The organism is Blastomonas sp. 34TW, assembly GCF_059803595.1.
The window spans coordinates 1-14,271 of the sequence record NZ_JAPFGW010000010.1 but is presented as its reverse complement, the minus strand read 5'-3'; the positions used below and the strand labels follow the sequence as shown (position 1 = coordinate 14,271).

The following is a 14,271-nucleotide window of genomic DNA, read 5'->3' as shown; positions in this document are numbered from 1 at the left end:
TCCTATGTCGACCGTTCACATCACGCTTGATCGCCTCAATCCCCATGCCTCGAACCGCATCGCGCTCGGCATGGTCGATGCGCAGCCGGGCTTTGCCGAAACCATCACCGGCAACAGTTCGGCCAGTCAGCAGGCCGGAATCACCGTCCCCGGCAATTTCGACACCAATTTCTATGTCTGGACGATCACCGCGCTGGGGCAGAACGTCTGGATCAACTTCGGCGATGACCCGACAGCCGCGGCCGGATCTGGTCGCCTGATCCCGGCTGGTGTGACCCGCGCTTTCTCTGCCACGGCGGCCGGTGAGAAGATCGCCGTGCGAGATGCGGCATGAGCAACGTAAGCGAATTCCCTATCTTCATCAGCGCTGGCTACCGGGAGAACGATGTGTTCTCTCGGTTCCAGGCCGATGTTGAGAACGCCACCCGGTCAGCTGAGCGCCAATTCGACCAGTTCAGCCAGAATGCAAATCGGCTGGTCAGCCAGGCTGTGACCATGCCTCGCACCTCGAGCGGCGCCCTCAATTTGGGCGTCGCAGAGGCGCAGGCGGCGGCCAGGGCGGCGGATGAGCGGGCAGCGGCGGCACGGGAGGTGGCAAACGCTGTTCGCCTCGCTGCGGCTGCTGAGGGCGACTACAGCCAGTCTGCGCGGCTCAGCATCGCGGCGGCGGAAGCGCTAGCGAATGACGAACGCCAGGCGGCGCAGGCGGCGCGCGATCATGCCGCGGCGGTTGCGCAGGTCCAGGCGCAGCTTGATCGCACGTCGAAGGCGATGGCGAACTCGAACAACGTCGTTCGGCTCAATACCGCGTCTGCCGGCGCGCAGCGGGCCGCCTATGTCCAGCTTGGTCAGCAGCTGCAGGATGCCACGATCCAGGCGCAAATGGGCACGTCCGCCCTCACCATCCTGACGCAGCAGGGTTCGCAGGCCGCGTTCGCCCTCTCTGGCTTGGGGGGCACGGTAGGAAGGGTGGCAGGCTTCTTCGCCGGCCCTTGGGGCGCTGCGATCTTCGCGGCAACGGCATTGACCGGGGGCCTAACCGCGGCGCTGTGGTCGAACCGTGATGCGCTCGACGGGCTGACCGGAAGCGCGGCGGCGAACAAATCCGCCACTGAGGCGCTGACCACTGCCACGGCGGCATTGGACGAAATCACCGGCCGCCTGAAGGAATCGACCGACGAACGGCGGGTCGCAACTGGCCTGGCGACGGCAGAGACAATCCGCAGCACGCAAGCGAACCTTGCTGAGGCGGAATCGCTGCTGGCGGTGCGAGAGGCGCAGCTCTCGGCGCAGCGGGCACGCGCAGGGAACAATTTCAGCAACTCGGCAATGGCTGGGTTGTTCGGCCTGACCGCGCAGGTCGATGCGGAACGGGGCGCGGTCGATGGGATGCGCAAGGCGCTGGCAGAGGCGCGCAAGAGCCTGCAATTCGCGATGCAGCCGACCAGCTTCGGCAGATATAACGCGGTGCGCTTCGCCGGGGGCGTGTCTGCCCCGCGTGAGGCATCGCGCGCGGCTGGTGGCGGCGGATCTGTCACCCAGGAAGCGCGGGACGCTGAGCGGGCAGTGAAAGAGCTCGAGAGCAAGATCGCGTCGCTGGAAAGCCGGCTGGATCCTGCCACGGCTGCGGCGAAGGAATATGCGGCGGCGCTCGAGACGATCAACCAGGCGGCGGCCAAGGGCACGATCACGCAAGGCCGGGGGCAAGAGCTCAGCACTGCGGCCATGTTCGCAGAGCGCCAGCGCCAGAATGCGGCAGAGGCGGCAGACGTTGCGCGGTTCCTGCAGGTCTATAAGCCGATCGACGTCGACGGGCTGGTGGAGAGCTCTGAAGCCTATTCCCGGCGCATTGCCGAGAAATGGAAGGACAGCCAGCGCGACGCGGCGGACGAATTCGCCAGCGCGCTGCAAACGGTCGATATCGCTAAGTCGCTGGTCAGCGGGCGCGGCATCGCCGGCTTGGGTCGCGGCCTGGCATCTGGTCAACTCGACCTCGGCAATCCCCAGTTCACCGACGCATTCAGCAAGGCGTTCAAAGCCGGTGTTGAGGATATCGAGAGCGCATTTTCCGGCGCGCTGAAGGACGTTCTCGGACCCGACAGCGCAAAGGTCGGCGAAGCGCTCGGCAAGGGCTTCCTTGGGGCGCAAATCGGCGGCATGACCAGCGACTTGCTTGAGGGCATCGGCATCCAGAATAGCAAGCTCGGGTCGCAAATCGGCGGCGCGATCGGCTCGGCATTCGGTCCCATTGGTTCGCTGATCGGTTCCGTCATCGGCGGCGTGGGCATCGAAGCGCTGAAACCGACCAAGCGGGGCAGCGCGACCATCGGCGGCAGCGGCGCACAGCTGATCGTGGCATCTTCCAGGGGCAACAGCAGCCAGCGGGTGAAGGCATCGGTTGAAACCGCCGATGAGGCGATCACGACGCTCGAGCGCATCGCTGAGGCGCTGGGCGGGCGCATCGACGCTGCAAGGGGCGCGGTCAGCATCGGGGTCAGGGGTGACAGCTTCCGGGTGGATACGTCCGGCCGTGGCATTACCAAGACCAAGCGCGGGGCCGTCGACTTCGGCGATGACAGCGCTGCGGCAATCCGGTTTGCGACCCTCGACCTCATCCAAGACGGTGTTGTGCAGGGCATCCGGGCGTCAACGCAGCGGGTCTTGCAGAGCGGAAAGGATCTGGAATCGGCCATCCAGCGCGCGGTTGATTTCCAGTCGGTCTTTGATCGCCTGCAAGCGCGCATCGATCCCGTGGGCGCGGCGATAACGGGCGTCGAGCGCGAATTCTCCCGGCTGCGCGATATCTTCGGCCAGGCGCAGGCGTCCGCTGAGGAATATGCTGATCTCGAGAAGCTATTTCAGATGGAACGAACCGACGCGATCAAGGAAGCGAACGAGCGGGTGCTAGGGTCGATGCAAGCGCTGCTCGACGATCTGCGGTTCGGGGACAACGGCCGGTCACTGCGCGACAGGCTGGCGGCGGCTCAGGCCAAGTTCGATCCCTTGGCGGCGCGCGTCGAAGCTGGCGACAAGACCGCATACGATGACTTTGCAGAGGCGGCGCGCGTCATCCTCGATATCCAGCGGCAATTCAGCGGCAGTCAAACCGCGTTCTTCGCCCTGCAGGACCGGATTACGACGCTGACCGCACGCGCGGTTGAAGGCGGCAACGTCACCTCTATCCTGACCGGGGGGAGTTCGATCCCCAGCGCGCAGGCCGATGCGCAGCGGGCATTTGAGGCAGCGCCGATCGTCGATGCGATTGGTCAGCAGACAACGGACCTCATCAACGGCATCGTGTCGGGGCTGGGTAGGGAATTGCGCGATATCCGGGTTGCCGTCTCAGGTGGCGGGGGGCGGATCGACATACCCGGATTCTTCGCGCAGGAGGTGCGCCAGATTTAGAACGGGTGGTCTTGGCCGGTGCGCCGGGCGGCGATGTATAGGCGGTCCATGGTCTGGTGCCGATGCAGCCACCCGGCCGCCAGCTCATCGTTCAGATTGGCGAATGCGGTTTCGACCGAATTGGCGACGATCATGTGAACGTCTTCCGGTGGTGCGTGGGGATTATCGCGCAGCGCGATCTGGGCGAGCTCAGGGGTCCAGTTGGTGGGGTCCTGCAGGCGGTGATAGAGCCCGGCGCGCACCTTGGCGGCAAACAGTGGATAAAAGACCAGGTGTCGCTTGGTGAGGCTCATAGCTGCACTCTCGGGCTGTTGCCCCCCTCCCGGCCGGTGTGGTGGTAAACCGGGAGGGGGACGGGTCGCCGGGGGTCGATCTAGGTTCCCGGCTGCTCAGCGCGCCTCCGAAAGGCTTTTGACCAAGCGCGCCGAATCTCGATTACAGGGACCGCGGGTCGACTTGGCGCAGCGGGCGCAGCTCGGCTTTCCGCAAAAGGTCAGAGTGTTTGTCCATGGCGTCGATCAGGCCGGCGCTCGGCACAAGGTTGCCCCGTAGTGTCTCAGGTGCAGCCACGCGCACTGCCTCGACGATGCGATTGAGGTGAGGCACCTTCTGGCCGATGATCGGCGCATTGAACGCGCTCGCCATCGCCCGGGCATCGACCCAGCAACTGACGATCTCGGCAAACGCGGCATTTATGCGCTCGGAAAGGGCATCTTCCGGCCGCGCCAGCGTCGCGCCGATTGCCTGGGCAAGATCGCCGCGCACCCGGCTGCGCTCAGCCTGCAATTCGCGGATAGCGTCTTGGATCTGGGCCATCGCTGCCCGGACGCCAGCCTGATCGGCCTGAATAGCCTCGACGTTGCGGGTCGCCTTCATCTCGACGCTGCCAGCCCGGAAGGCCTCTGCGATCGCCGCAACATCGACGCGCCCATTGCGGGCGTCTTCGTATTCCTTCGACAGCGCATCCCGCCTGAGCTCTGCGCGCTCGAGCGCCGAATATTCGGCAGCGATGCGATTGTCGATATCCGCCATCTGGGCAAGGTGCGGGGCGGTGTTCGCCTGGCTGATCAGGGCGGCGATTTTGCTGGCTTCATGGGCATAGTTCATGGGGTCAGTTCCTTTCAATGTTTGATCAATGGCGGGTGGTAGGGTCCAATTTGGCGCTGTTGCTTTTGATGATCGCTGCCAGTTCCCGCGCACCTTCCGCCTGTTGGTGTTCCGCGCGGGCCGCGGACTGCTTGGCCAGAAAACCAATGATTTCGGTTGCGGTGGCTTCGGGAAAGCATTCCAGGCAAGCAGCGGCCATACTCTCCCGGCCGACTGCATGTTCGCTGCCAAAAACCTGCCGAAACCGGGCTTCAAAATCGCTCATGTAAGGTCTCCCTTCTTGGTGGTCAGCGGATGCGGCCGGTCTCGCGGGCGACGCGTTCGTGGGCTTCCTGCCAGGTGCGATCGATCGCGGCTTGCGAGGTCACTGCCCGGCCGTTGCCGTTGATGGCAGCGGTATTGCGGCGGATGGCGCTGGCCAGGGCTTCTGCCCCAGACTGGCCGCCACCCTTGACGGCTTCGCAGGATTGGCAGCGGCACGATGCGTTGTGCTGCGCGGCCTCTTGCGCGTTCAAGGCGTCGATCTGGGCTTTCGTGCCTTGGGCCCGGATAGCCCATGCGCTGAGCCCATCGATCTTGGCCGCCTGCTTCGGCTTGGGGGCAGCGGCCTTCGGCTGGCGAGCGCGCTCCCGCTTGATCTGAGCGCGCATCTTGGCGGCAACATCGGGCGGCGCGGCGGCGAGGAAGCGGTCGATACCAATTTCGGCGATAAGCTCATCGACCTTTGCAGACGCATAATAGCCGCCACCCTGGCTGACACTCAGCAGCTTCTCGACTTTCTTCTTGTCGAGCCGGGCGTCATGCTCCTCTGCGTATCGATCGACAGGCGGGACCCCGAGAGCTTTCTTGATCGCCAAGACTTCGGGGCTCGGCTTAGCCTTCAGGGCCTTCTTCTTCGCCTCCTCGCGCTCGGCTTCCGCATCGGCGGCACCTTGTGCGCGTGCTTCGGCGAGAATGGCTTCCAGGGCTTGGAGATTGGTAATCATGCGCGGTGTTCCTTTCAGTTCGAGATTGCGGTGATGATGGCGGTCAGATTGGAATGCCGGAATGTGCCTCCCCCGGCCGCCGATGGTCTTCGATCTGTTGATAATCGTCGCTGGTGAGCAAACCGCGGCGCACAGCCTCCGCGCGCTGAAAGCTCCATTCCTCGATGAAATTCGAGCGCATCGAGACTGAGAACGTGCGGCTTCCGATGGCGCAGTCTCGAATCTCCGCGATGGACGGGAAAAACTTGCAGGTGCGCATTGCCGTCAAAATGCCGTGCCTGATTTCTATCGTTGAGAGGTCACCAAGCCCGATGAGGTATGCGCGCTTCCTGGCAAGCAATTCTGCCGGTGACCCTTTGAGCGGCGGATAGGCAGCTGCGAGTATGGCGAGCTGTTCTTCGATCAGAGTCGGGTCTGCAGGTGAGAACCTCTCTGCCCCTTTCCTGACAGCCTCCATTAGGGTTGCGTCATCCATTGCCCTGATCTGGGGCAGGCAGAGTTCTCCCCAGCTCATACGGCACCTATGGAGAGAAAAGCATTCGCAGGGAGGGGGCCTACTCCCTTACCACACTCATTTACTTCACTAAGAACTATACTCGGGTCCCTGTTTTGACCTTTCTCAACCCAATTTGCGGACGATCCCGAACCAGAATGCGGACTATCGGCGTCAAAATGCGGACCATCTGACTGTCCGCTTTTTGGGCTATCTGATTGTCCCTGTTTTGGGCTTTTGGCGGTGGCTTCATCGGGAAGGCGGTAAACCGTGATGCGCTGGCTGGTGCCCCAGCGTTCGCCCGTCTCGATCACTTGGCCGCGATCGACCAACTTGTTCATGGCCGGCCGAATGCTGTTCTTTGACAGGCCGGTCCAATCGCATAGCCATTGGCGGCTGGGAAAGAGCTTCCCCCCATGGCGATTGGGATTGTGCAGGTGTGCCAGCGCCAGCAAGATCAGCTTGGCGGCGGGCGTGGCGCATTTCTGCTTTCCGGCCCATCGGGATGCAACGTCGCTCATCTCAGGCGCGCACCTTGTCGCCAGTGCGATCATCTACCGGCCAGCCGTTCGCGGTGCTGATCTCATCTGCCAGGCGAAGCGCGGCGGCCCGGTCGCGGGTCCATTGTGTCGGCTGGTCGACGGTGCGCGGTTCGATCGTCACGCTGTAGGAAGGTCGAAGCGTGCTCTGGTCGCTGCGGACGATGACGGCGCGGGTCATGCTGCGGCCCTCGCTACCAGGTCGACCAGCGGCCAAGCGTTCGCGCTGCTGAGCGTGCCGGCATAGGATCGAGCGCTGCCATAGTCGGGATAGACGCGATCGAGCATGCCACCGACTGGCGCGTCTTCGACCTCGACATAGAAGCCCCCGGTGCGGTCAAGGTGCAGGGTGACCTTCGACCTTCCGGGCTCAGGGGTGGCGCGCGAGGTCATGTCAGGCGGCCTGCTGGCTGGTGCTGGTGACGCGCTTTGCGGCAAGCCAGGCCTGCACCTCTGCCATGTCATAGCGGACCATGCGGCCGATCTTGTAATAGGGGCATCCGGTGCCCTTGTGCCGGTCAGCCCGGACCTTTGCCACGGTGCAGCCGATTACCTCGGCAATGCGGTTTTCGTCGACAAGGTTGGTGGGGAGGTGGGTATCGCGCAGGGCCGTCATTGCTGTTGCTCCGTCTAGAGTGATGACAGAGCAAAGCATCGCGTCAGCGTCAGACTAGAAACAGTCCAAAGTCATATCGATTTTTTGGACTCTGAAACATGACGGCAAATCAACGCTTTAGTGCGCCGAAATGTGAGATGAGCAACAGGTCATCTGGCAAATGTGAGTCGCTGCGAAGGATCGAAGGAAGGCGATCATCAGCATAGCCGCGGTCCCAGCAATGAGCCCTGTATTCAGTCCAGTAGGGCAGCAGCGTAGAGCGACGGGGGTTGCCATCCTTGCCTTCGATATCTTCTATGGCAGCAGTGACACCGCCCTCAAACCTACGTTCGATGATGCGCCGATGAATCCGGGCACCAAACTTCATGGCTTCGTCTAGCGAATGGTGCCGCTTGATCACTTCATGGAAGCCACCGTATGCCCCGGTAATCCCGATGGGCTTAAGAATTTCCGCGTGGCCTTTCGCTTGCTCCGACAATGTTCTGCGCCGAGTTTTCAGCTCCGTTTCGTAAATCGGGCTCGATGCGGCCTGAATTACGGCCATGGCGCCTATCCTTCCAATCATCGGCTTCAAGACCTTGTGGGCTCGACGAAAAGCCTGCCGGGGTGTGATCTTTTCGGCTGCTAGATCGGATTGCACGCGTGCCAGAATGTTAAACAGCGCATGCCAATCGTCATACACACTGAAATTGTCGCGGTTGATGGCATCGGCTTCTTTGATAGCCAGCCACGCCGCATACAGCTCATCCTTGAGCGTGACGGCGGCGTAGTCTGGCTTCTTGGCCTTCCCTGACTGATCAGTTCGGCGCGGCATTCGAAGTATATTCAGTTTGCCCCGGCCGGGTCGGGATGGTGTGCAGCAACTCCAATGCGTCTTTCGAGATGGCAACGCCAATGTCTGCCAGCCCGGACATGATGTGCGGTGGCGTGGTTTCCGCTTCTCCCAAGAGACTGATCGCGGCGCAGATATCCGTCATTTGGCGGAAAGCTTGGTCGAGCTGGTCTATCGTGTTCACGTCGATCATTTTGCGCCTCCGCTGGCAAGCTTGCTGACGTTGCTCGGGATGAGCCCCTCGACGTTATCAGCCACGGAATCGGCATTCATGTTGCCGAGAAATGCCAAGCCAGCGATGAGATAGACCAGCTGGCGCGCGTCTTCGGGGTCGGGCTGGCGCTGGTCAAGAATGGCGTCGCAATGGCGCTCGATCGACTGGAAAAGATCACCAAGGCGGCGGACCATGCCGGCGGCCTCATAGTGCGGTTTCGTGTCAGCCATTTGCCTTGCCTCCTGCCAGAGTGGTGAGGGTGTCGCGGATCTCCGCAATGCAGGTCGAATAGTGGTCGACCAGCTGATCGCCCGCTTGGCATATGCCGCGGATGCGCTCGGCAATGCTGTCTCGGTCGCTCTCGCTCACCTGGACCATATCGGCGGCAGAGTCCTGGGCTTGGTCGAACAAGAAGCGCAGGCATTCGATTTTCATGTAGAGGGAGTTCAGGTGCCCGGCTTGCAAGAGCAACTCTTGCGGGGCAATGGACGTGGCAGTCATGATGGCAGTCTCCTTTGGTTTGCCATGGTGACGGCCTCGCGCAGTCCGACAACCGCGCGGGGCCAAATTATCCGCGACGCTTTCGGCGCAGCGGAATTACGTTGTCGACCGTCTGCGCGGGCGCAGGGGCCGAAATGAACGGGGCAATCTTCTCCTCTGCCCATTTGTCGAGCGCCTCGCGCTTCTCGATCGCCCAATCGTAGGTCTGGTAGACGCCAGCGACGCCAGCCTTTGACCCGCTGACATGGTTCAGGATCGATTCCGTGACCTCGAACCTCACCCCGAGTTGCTGCATCCCGGTCGCCAGCGTCCGACGCAAATCATGCACCCGCCACGGCTTGAATTCGGGTGGGTCGGGCATGTCAGCCATGACCTTTGCAATCGCCGCGTCCAGTTCCTTGCGCAGCTTCGAAAAGCCCGCGATCGAACGCTTGCCGTCGAGCGACAGAACCGGGCCTGACCTTGGCCATCTGCTGCCCCCGATCGCGTCGAGCTGGGCAACCGCCATTGGCGACAGCGGGACAAGGTGCAGATTGCCGTTCTTGGCGCGCTCGGCTGGCAGCGTCCACAGCGCGGCGGCGCGGTCCAGTTCCGACCATTGCAGGCCCGCAACCTCCTCGCGACGCTGCCCGGTCAAGATCAGCAGCCGATAGAACACGCGATGCACGGGGCGCAGTTGGTGCGACGCCTGCCAGACTATCGCCAGTTCCTCTTGGGACAACGCCCGGTCGCGCGCCGATACTGCCTTGGGCGGCTTCACCCCGGCCAGCGGGTTCGCTTCGATCAACTGGTCTTCGAGCGCCCATGCGCACAGGGCCGATGTTGTCGCGTAGACCGATCTGCGCAGGGCTTGGCTTCCGGCCGGAATGGCTTTGAGCATCGCCCGGAATTCGGCCTTGGTGACCTCGGGCAGGGGCTTATCGCCGATGGCGGGCACGATATGCTTGCGCGCGGTGCTGCTGTAGAATTCGACCGTGCGCGGGCGGGGGCCGTTATCTGTGCCGATCAGTGCCGTCATGGCATCAACCCATTCGTCGACCAGCGTTGACACCCGCAACCGCTTGGCCAGCTGCTCAGCGTCCATTTCTGCGGCGCGCTTGGCAACAGCCTCTTTCCGCCTCACCCTGCGGCCCTCAAGCGGGTCAATGCCCAAGGTGACCTGAGCGCGCAGGCGCTTTGCTTCCTCGCGTGCCTTATGCGGCGTCCATTCACCATGATCGCCGATCTTGATGCGGCGGGTCGGGGCATCCCGGCCGCCCATGCGATACTGCAAGAGGTAGGTCTTATGGCCAGCCGGGGTGACCTTGAAGCCAAAGCCGCTGAGCTCATCATCCCACAGATAGACGGTGCTCTTGCCAGGCGTGAGCTTGTCGATCGTGCTCTTGCTGATCTCGCCTTTGGCCATGCCTGATCGCCTTGTTTGCCGCTGGTAATCACCGCTGGTAATCACCCGGTAATCACGCTTGATGAAACTCGATAAGCATGAAATCTGAGAAACCACCGGATTTGTCAAAGGAAATCGGCACAGGTAATCACCGCTAACAGTCGATAACAATGAAATCCCCAAACTACGAATCTGAGGGTCGGACGTTCGAATCGTTCCGGGCGCGCCATTTTCCAAAATCGACAGGTTATGATCCAACCCGCCTTGCGGGAACAGGCGCTGCGTGCGTCCAATCGGCCCGCCCAGATGGTTTCATTTGACACCAGTTTGGCGCGAAGCTATCTTCTGCACAATACGAAATTCTGCAGGAGTGCGCCGCAATGGCTGACCTTTTCGAAAATCCCCTGGGCCTGGACGGCTTCGAATTCGTCGAATTCTGCGCGCCCGAAAAAGGCCTGCTCGAGCCGGTGTTCACCGCGATGGGCTTTACCCGCATTGCCCAGCACCGCTCCAAGGATGTGCATCTGTGGCGGCAGGGCGATATCAACCTGATCGCCAATTACGAGCCCGCCAGCCCCGCCGCCTATTTTGCCGCCGAACACGGTCCTTCGGCCTGCGGCATGGGCTTTCGAGTCAAGAATGCGCGCGACGCCTATAAGGAAGCGCTGGCGCGCGGCGCGGAGCCGGTGGAAACTAAGACCGGCCCGATGGAACTGCGCCTGCCCGCAATCCGCGGCATCGGCGGCGCGATCATTTATCTGATCGACCGCTATGCCACGCTCGACAATCCCGATGCGCTGACGATCTACGACATCGATTTCGAATATCTGCCGAACGTCGATCGCTTCCCCGTTGGCGCTGGCTTCAAGATGATCGATCACCTGACCCACAATGTCTATGGCGGCCGCATGGACCATTGGGCGAAATTCTACGAGCGCGTGTTCAATTTCCGCGAGATCCGCTTTTTCGACATCAAGGGCGAATATACCGGCCTTACCAGCCGCGCGATGACCGCGCCCGATGGCCGCATCCGCATTCCATTGAACGAGGAAGGCGCGAAGGGCGGCGGTCAGATCGACGAATTCCTGCGCGCCTATAATGGCGAGGGCATCCAGCATATCGCGTTCATCTGCGACGACCTGATCGCGTGTCTCGACCGGATCAAGGCGCTGGGCGCGCCGCTGATGAGCCCGCCGCCCGCCACCTATTACGAGGCGCTGGAAGAGCGGCTTCCCGGCCATGGCGAGCCGGTCGAGGAACTGCAGGCGCGTGGCATTCTGCTCGACGGGTCGACCGAGAACAACGATCCGCGCCTGCTGCTCCAGATCTTCGGCCAGCCGCAGATCGGCCCGGTGTTCTTCGAGTTCATCCAGCGCAAGAAGGATGAAGGCTTTGGCAACGGCAATTTCACCGCATTGTTCAAGTCGATCGAGGAAGACCAGCTGCGCCGCGGCGTGCTGAAGGTGCAGGAACCGGCGGAATGACCGCGCCCTTCGCGCTCTCGCGCATCCATCACGTCGCCTATCGCTGCAAGGACGCGAAAGAGACGGTCGAATGGTACGAGAAGGTACTGGGCATGACCTATACCAGCGCCTTTTCCGAAGACCATGTTCCGTCGACCGGGGCTTATGACCCCTATATGCACGTGTTCCTCGATTGCGGCGGCGGCAATGTGCTCGCCTTTTTCGAGCTGCCGCAGCAGCCCGAAATGGGCCGCGATGCCAACACGCCCGAATGGGTGCAGCATATCGCGTTCGAAGTGCCCGACATGGACGCGCTTCTCGCGGCCAAGGCGCATATCGAGGGGCTGGGCATCGAGGTGCTAGGCCCAACCTTTCACGGCATCTTCCGCTCGATCTATTTCTTCGACCCCAATGGCCACCGGGTCGAGCTCGCCTGCAATATCGGCAAGCCCGAGCATTATGAGGAGTTGAAGCGCGTCGCGCCGCTGATGCTCGACGAATGGAGCCGCACCAAAAAGGCGCCGCGTCATGCCGACTGGTTGCACAAGGATCCCGATGGGGCTTAGGTGTTTGTTCTGCCGTGATTTCCGAGCCGTGAATTGTTTCAATTCACTCGAAATCACTTTAGGGTCATCGGCATGACCTTCGAAGACCAGCTCGAACGCTATTTCGGCACCCGCGATCCCGCCGCCATCGCCCCGCAGGCGGTGCCGGCGGCGATAGAGCGGATGCAGGTCGATCTGGGTCTGGCGACGGTGCCCGGCGAACGCTTTGCGCTGTGGTGCATGCTGTTCCTGTTCGGCCACGCTCCCGATATCGACGCAACCTTCGAGGATCGCGCCGAACGCGACCTCGCGCGTGACTTCATCGAAATGTCCGAAAATGCAGGACAGGGGGGCTGATCATGGCCGAGATCATCAACCTGCGCCAGGCACGCAAGACCGCAAAGCGCAAGCAGGACGAGGCCAGCGCCGCCGCGAACCGCGCCAAATTCGGCCGCACCAAAGCAGAGCGCCTCGCCCAGACGAGCGAGCAGGAGCGCGCAGGCCGGCTGCTCGATGGCGCCAAGCGGGAGCAGAGTTGATGCGCTCGACATCCGACCAGGTCAGCGTCCGCCTCTATCATCTCGACGGCGAAGCTGAAGGCGGCGCAGCCTTGACCCTGTTCTACGGCCCGCTGTCCGAAGCCCTGCGGTTGGCCGAGCTCGAACCGGCGGAGGTGCAGGAAGGCCTGTTCATCGCGACCGACAATGATGTGGTCGCGTATCTGGATCTGATCGAGGGCTAACTCCTCGCCTGACCCGCCACATCCAATATGCACCGCACGAAACCCTGCGGATCGTCCTCTTGGATGAAGTGGCTGCCGCTCAGCGTGCAGTGATTCTGCCCCTTCGTCCCAGGCACGCGGCCGACGAACAGCGCGTCGCCGCCGCGGGTGATGGGGTCGCGGTCGCTGAAGCAGCACAGGAAGGGTTTCTCCCAGCGGTCGAGCACCTCCCAGGCCTTGAGCTGGTCGGGCACCGCGACATTCGGACCCAGCGGCACGAAACTGGGGAAGATACGCGCGCCCGCCTTGTAGCTGCCATCGGGGAAGGGGGCGTCATAGGCGGCGATCTCGGCATCGGAGAGAGCGCGTGCCGTGCCCCTGGCGATGATCTTGCCGATCGGGAAGACCGGGCTGTATTTGGAAAACGCCCGCCAGATCGCAAAGGCGCGCGGCGCATCCTGTCCAGCGGGGAGGCCACCATTGGAAAGCACCACGCCGTTGAACCGCTCGGGCATTTCCGCGACGAGCCGCAGGCCGATCAGCGACCCCCAGTCCTGACACGCGAGCGTGATGTTCTTCAGGTCCAGCTTCTCGATCCACCGCCGCATCCACGCGACATGGCGCGCATAGCTATAGTCGCTCTTTTTCGCGAGCTTGTCCGACTTGCCGAAGCCGATCAGGTCGGGCGCGACAACGCGATATCCGGCGTCTGCCACGGGGCCGATCATGAAGCGATAGAGATAGCACCAGCTCGGCTCGCCATGCATCATCAGCACGACGGGAGCCTCACGCGGTCCTTCGTCGACATAATGCACCCGAAGCCGGGTGCCGTCGGTCGGGTCGGCGATCTCGGCATAATGCGCTGCGAAGGGAAAATCGGGAATGGCGGCGAATCGCGCATCCGGCGTTCTCAAGACCTGCATGACATCTCCCAAAGCCAATGTTGTTATGGCATAGCGAATGACATAATATCTGCGCGGATGCAAACGGGCTTTGGCAACCTTTTCGGGCGAGATGGGTTTACGTGAGCGTCGGCCTCCAGCTTGCAGAAAGTGATTCTTCGAAGTCGAGACAGCGCGGATCGGGTCCCATGCGAGGGCCGGAAAAATTCTGCTGTCTGAAAAAAATCTGCAAAAAGGGTTTGACCCGACTCAAATCACGCCATATAGGCCGCTCCACCGGCGGGGACGCACTGACGTTTCCTCGGTCGCCAACAGATACGGATGTCCAATCCCCCGGACGAAAGAACGGGGAGGGTTGGTTGTCCGCTGTTTTTGTCGGTGAGATCTTTGACATTGTAGGTTTAGATGAAGGGACATGTGGGCGACGGCGCCTGGTCTCGCGGAGTTCAAGGCCGCGTGGATCAGTTAACGTTAAGTCGTTCCAAACATGTCCTTCACGTATCCATTACGTAATAGATTTGTGCAGGAACGGCTCCTTGAAGCGCGTTTCATTGTGGTTGTCT

22 protein-coding genes are annotated in these 14,271 nt (G+C 62.0%); 7 read left to right on the top strand and 15 right to left on the bottom strand.

Annotated elements, in window-relative coordinates:
* Window positions 1-4: 4 nt before the first annotated feature.
* Both OPU69_RS13360 and OPU69_RS13355 read left to right on the top strand, forming a co-directional pair.
* Window positions 5-334, top strand: a complete 330-nt coding sequence (locus OPU69_RS13360; protein ID WP_498511696.1) for a hypothetical protein — start codon at window positions 5-7, stop codon at window positions 332-334.
* Entirely contained in the window at window positions 331-3,405 is a 3,075-nt protein-coding gene (locus OPU69_RS13355) for a hypothetical protein (RefSeq protein ID WP_498511694.1), read from the top strand. The genes OPU69_RS13360 and OPU69_RS13355 overlap by 4 nt, the downstream gene beginning before the upstream one ends.
* On the opposite strand, the gene OPU69_RS13350 is transcribed toward OPU69_RS13355, so the two are convergent.
* From OPU69_RS13350 to OPU69_RS13285, 14 genes are all read right to left on the bottom strand, one after another.
* Complete coding sequence (locus tag OPU69_RS13350; RefSeq protein WP_498511692.1) at window positions 3,402-3,698, bottom strand: hypothetical protein; 297 nt, start codon at window positions 3,696-3,698, stop codon at window positions 3,402-3,404. The genes OPU69_RS13355 and OPU69_RS13350 overlap by 4 nt on opposite strands.
* Window positions 3,699-3,840: 142 nt before the next feature.
* Window positions 3,841-4,512, bottom strand: coding sequence for a hypothetical protein (locus tag OPU69_RS13345; protein ID WP_498511690.1), 672 nt, complete (start codon window positions 4,510-4,512; stop codon window positions 3,841-3,843).
* 25 nt (window positions 4,513-4,537) lie between these two features.
* Window positions 4,538-4,777 carry a hypothetical protein gene (locus tag OPU69_RS13340; protein ID WP_498511688.1) on the bottom strand — a complete coding sequence of 80 codons (240 nt, stop codon included), beginning with the start codon at window positions 4,775-4,777 and terminating at the stop codon, window positions 4,538-4,540.
* A 22-nt stretch (window positions 4,778-4,799) separates the two neighbouring features.
* Window positions 4,800-5,498, bottom strand: coding sequence for a hypothetical protein (locus OPU69_RS13335; RefSeq protein ID WP_498511686.1), 699 nt, complete (start codon window positions 5,496-5,498; stop codon window positions 4,800-4,802).
* 43 nt (window positions 5,499-5,541) lie between these two features.
* Complete coding sequence (locus tag OPU69_RS13330) at window positions 5,542-5,973, bottom strand: hypothetical protein (protein WP_498511684.1); 432 nt, start codon at window positions 5,971-5,973, stop codon at window positions 5,542-5,544.
* A gap of 35 nt (window positions 5,974-6,008) precedes the next feature.
* Complete coding sequence (locus OPU69_RS13325; RefSeq protein ID WP_498511682.1) at window positions 6,009-6,512, bottom strand: helix-turn-helix domain-containing protein; 504 nt, start codon at window positions 6,510-6,512, stop codon at window positions 6,009-6,011.
* Window position 6,513: 1 nt separating this feature from the next.
* A complete protein-coding gene (locus OPU69_RS13320; protein ID WP_498511680.1) occupies window positions 6,514-6,711 on the bottom strand; it encodes a hypothetical protein in 198 nt (65 codons plus the stop codon).
* The gene (locus tag OPU69_RS13315; protein WP_498511678.1) at window positions 6,708-6,923 is read right to left on the bottom strand and encodes a hypothetical protein; all 216 of its coding nucleotides are present in this window, start codon (window positions 6,921-6,923) and stop codon (window positions 6,708-6,710) included. Before OPU69_RS13315 ends, OPU69_RS13320 begins: the two co-directional genes overlap by 4 nt.
* A 1-nt stretch (window position 6,924) precedes the next feature.
* Window positions 6,925-7,146: a helix-turn-helix transcriptional regulator gene (locus OPU69_RS13310; RefSeq protein WP_498511676.1), complete on the bottom strand. Its 222-nt coding sequence runs from the start codon at window positions 7,144-7,146 to the stop codon at window positions 6,925-6,927.
* Between the two features lie 109 nt (window positions 7,147-7,255).
* The gene (locus tag OPU69_RS13305; RefSeq protein ID WP_498511674.1) at window positions 7,256-7,960 is read right to left on the bottom strand and encodes a hypothetical protein; all 705 of its coding nucleotides are present in this window, start codon (window positions 7,958-7,960) and stop codon (window positions 7,256-7,258) included.
* Window positions 7,944-8,171, bottom strand: a complete 228-nt coding sequence (locus OPU69_RS13300; RefSeq protein ID WP_498511672.1) for a hypothetical protein — start codon at window positions 8,169-8,171, stop codon at window positions 7,944-7,946. The genes OPU69_RS13305 and OPU69_RS13300 overlap by 17 nt, the downstream gene beginning before the upstream one ends.
* Window positions 8,168-8,422 carry a hypothetical protein gene (locus tag OPU69_RS13295; protein ID WP_498511670.1) on the bottom strand — a complete coding sequence of 85 codons (255 nt, stop codon included), beginning with the start codon at window positions 8,420-8,422 and terminating at the stop codon, window positions 8,168-8,170. The genes OPU69_RS13300 and OPU69_RS13295 overlap by 4 nt, the downstream gene beginning before the upstream one ends.
* Window positions 8,415-8,693: a hypothetical protein gene (locus OPU69_RS13290; protein WP_498511668.1), complete on the bottom strand. Its 279-nt coding sequence runs from the start codon at window positions 8,691-8,693 to the stop codon at window positions 8,415-8,417. The genes OPU69_RS13295 and OPU69_RS13290 overlap by 8 nt, the downstream gene beginning before the upstream one ends.
* A gap of 67 nt (window positions 8,694-8,760) precedes the next feature.
* A complete protein-coding gene (locus OPU69_RS13285) occupies window positions 8,761-10,335 on the bottom strand; it encodes a tyrosine-type recombinase/integrase (protein ID WP_498511666.1) in 1,575 nt (524 codons plus the stop codon).
* Window positions 10,336-10,457: 122 nt separating this feature from the next.
* On the opposite strand from OPU69_RS13285, the gene hppD reads away from it, so the two are divergent.
* The 5 genes from hppD to OPU69_RS13260 all read left to right on the top strand — a co-directional run bounded on the left by hppD (window position 10,458) and on the right by OPU69_RS13260 (window position 12,827).
* Window positions 10,458-11,561, top strand: coding sequence for a 4-hydroxyphenylpyruvate dioxygenase (hppD, locus tag OPU69_RS13280; protein ID WP_498511664.1), 1,104 nt, complete (start codon window positions 10,458-10,460; stop codon window positions 11,559-11,561).
* Complete coding sequence (locus OPU69_RS13275) at window positions 11,558-12,106, top strand: VOC family protein (protein WP_498511662.1); 549 nt, start codon at window positions 11,558-11,560, stop codon at window positions 12,104-12,106. The genes hppD and OPU69_RS13275 overlap by 4 nt, the downstream gene beginning before the upstream one ends.
* Window positions 12,107-12,178: 72 nt before the next feature.
* Window positions 12,179-12,442, top strand: coding sequence for a hypothetical protein (locus OPU69_RS13270; RefSeq protein WP_066044318.1), 264 nt, complete (start codon window positions 12,179-12,181; stop codon window positions 12,440-12,442).
* A gap of 2 nt (window positions 12,443-12,444) precedes the next feature.
* Window positions 12,445-12,624: a DUF4169 family protein gene (locus OPU69_RS13265; protein ID WP_066044320.1), complete on the top strand. Its 180-nt coding sequence runs from the start codon at window positions 12,445-12,447 to the stop codon at window positions 12,622-12,624.
* Entirely contained in the window at window positions 12,624-12,827 is a 204-nt protein-coding gene (locus tag OPU69_RS13260) for a hypothetical protein (RefSeq protein ID WP_066044322.1), read from the top strand. The genes OPU69_RS13265 and OPU69_RS13260 overlap by 1 nt, the downstream gene beginning before the upstream one ends.
* Here the strand turns inward: OPU69_RS13260 and OPU69_RS13255 are convergent.
* Window positions 12,824-13,729: a haloalkane dehalogenase gene (locus OPU69_RS13255; protein ID WP_066114719.1), complete on the bottom strand. Its 906-nt coding sequence runs from the start codon at window positions 13,727-13,729 to the stop codon at window positions 12,824-12,826. The genes OPU69_RS13260 and OPU69_RS13255 overlap by 4 nt on opposite strands.
* Window positions 13,730-14,271 lie beyond the last annotated feature (542 nt).

Excerpts from the sequence above, each read along its gene's own strand:
- OPU69_RS13360 (WP_498511696.1), top strand. The coding sequence starts at position 5 with ATGTCGACCGTTCACATCACGCTTGATCGCCTCAATCCCCATGCCTCG.
- OPU69_RS13355 (WP_498511694.1), top strand. The coding sequence starts at position 331 with ATGAGCAACGTAAGCGAATTCCCTATCTTCATCAGCGCTGGCTACCGG.
- OPU69_RS13350 (WP_498511692.1), bottom strand. The coding sequence starts at position 3,698 with ATGAGCCTCACCAAGCGACACCTGGTCTTTTATCCACTGTTTGCCGCC.
- OPU69_RS13345 (WP_498511690.1), bottom strand. The coding sequence starts at position 4,512 with ATGAACTATGCCCATGAAGCCAGCAAAATCGCCGCCCTGATCAGCCAG.
- OPU69_RS13340 (WP_498511688.1), bottom strand. The coding sequence starts at position 4,777 with ATGAGCGATTTTGAAGCCCGGTTTCGGCAGGTTTTTGGCAGCGAACAT.
- OPU69_RS13335 (WP_498511686.1), bottom strand. The coding sequence starts at position 5,498 with ATGATTACCAATCTCCAAGCCCTGGAAGCCATTCTCGCCGAAGCACGC.
- OPU69_RS13330 (WP_498511684.1), bottom strand. The coding sequence starts at position 5,973 with ATGGATGACGCAACCCTAATGGAGGCTGTCAGGAAAGGGGCAGAGAGG.
- OPU69_RS13325 (WP_498511682.1), bottom strand. The coding sequence starts at position 6,512 with ATGAGCGACGTTGCATCCCGATGGGCCGGAAAGCAGAAATGCGCCACG.
- OPU69_RS13320 (WP_498511680.1), bottom strand. The coding sequence starts at position 6,711 with ATGACCCGCGCCGTCATCGTCCGCAGCGACCAGAGCACGCTTCGACCT.
- OPU69_RS13315 (WP_498511678.1), bottom strand. The coding sequence starts at position 6,923 with ATGACCTCGCGCGCCACCCCTGAGCCCGGAAGGTCGAAGGTCACCCTG.
- OPU69_RS13310 (WP_498511676.1), bottom strand. The coding sequence starts at position 7,146 with ATGACGGCCCTGCGCGATACCCACCTCCCCACCAACCTTGTCGACGAA.
- OPU69_RS13305 (WP_498511674.1), bottom strand. The coding sequence starts at position 7,960 with ATGCCGCGCCGAACTGATCAGTCAGGGAAGGCCAAGAAGCCAGACTAC.
- OPU69_RS13300 (WP_498511672.1), bottom strand. The coding sequence starts at position 8,171 with ATGATCGACGTGAACACGATAGACCAGCTCGACCAAGCTTTCCGCCAA.
- OPU69_RS13295 (WP_498511670.1), bottom strand. The coding sequence starts at position 8,422 with ATGGCTGACACGAAACCGCACTATGAGGCCGCCGGCATGGTCCGCCGC.
- OPU69_RS13290 (WP_498511668.1), bottom strand. The coding sequence starts at position 8,693 with ATGACTGCCACGTCCATTGCCCCGCAAGAGTTGCTCTTGCAAGCCGGG.
- hppD (WP_498511664.1), top strand. The coding sequence starts at position 10,458 with ATGGCTGACCTTTTCGAAAATCCCCTGGGCCTGGACGGCTTCGAATTC.
- OPU69_RS13275 (WP_498511662.1), top strand. The coding sequence starts at position 11,558 with ATGACCGCGCCCTTCGCGCTCTCGCGCATCCATCACGTCGCCTATCGC.
- OPU69_RS13270 (WP_066044318.1), top strand. The coding sequence starts at position 12,179 with ATGACCTTCGAAGACCAGCTCGAACGCTATTTCGGCACCCGCGATCCC.
- OPU69_RS13265 (WP_066044320.1), top strand. The coding sequence starts at position 12,445 with ATGGCCGAGATCATCAACCTGCGCCAGGCACGCAAGACCGCAAAGCGC.
- OPU69_RS13260 (WP_066044322.1), top strand. The coding sequence starts at position 12,624 with ATGCGCTCGACATCCGACCAGGTCAGCGTCCGCCTCTATCATCTCGAC.
- OPU69_RS13255 (WP_066114719.1), bottom strand. The coding sequence starts at position 13,729 with ATGCAGGTCTTGAGAACGCCGGATGCGCGATTCGCCGCCATTCCCGAT.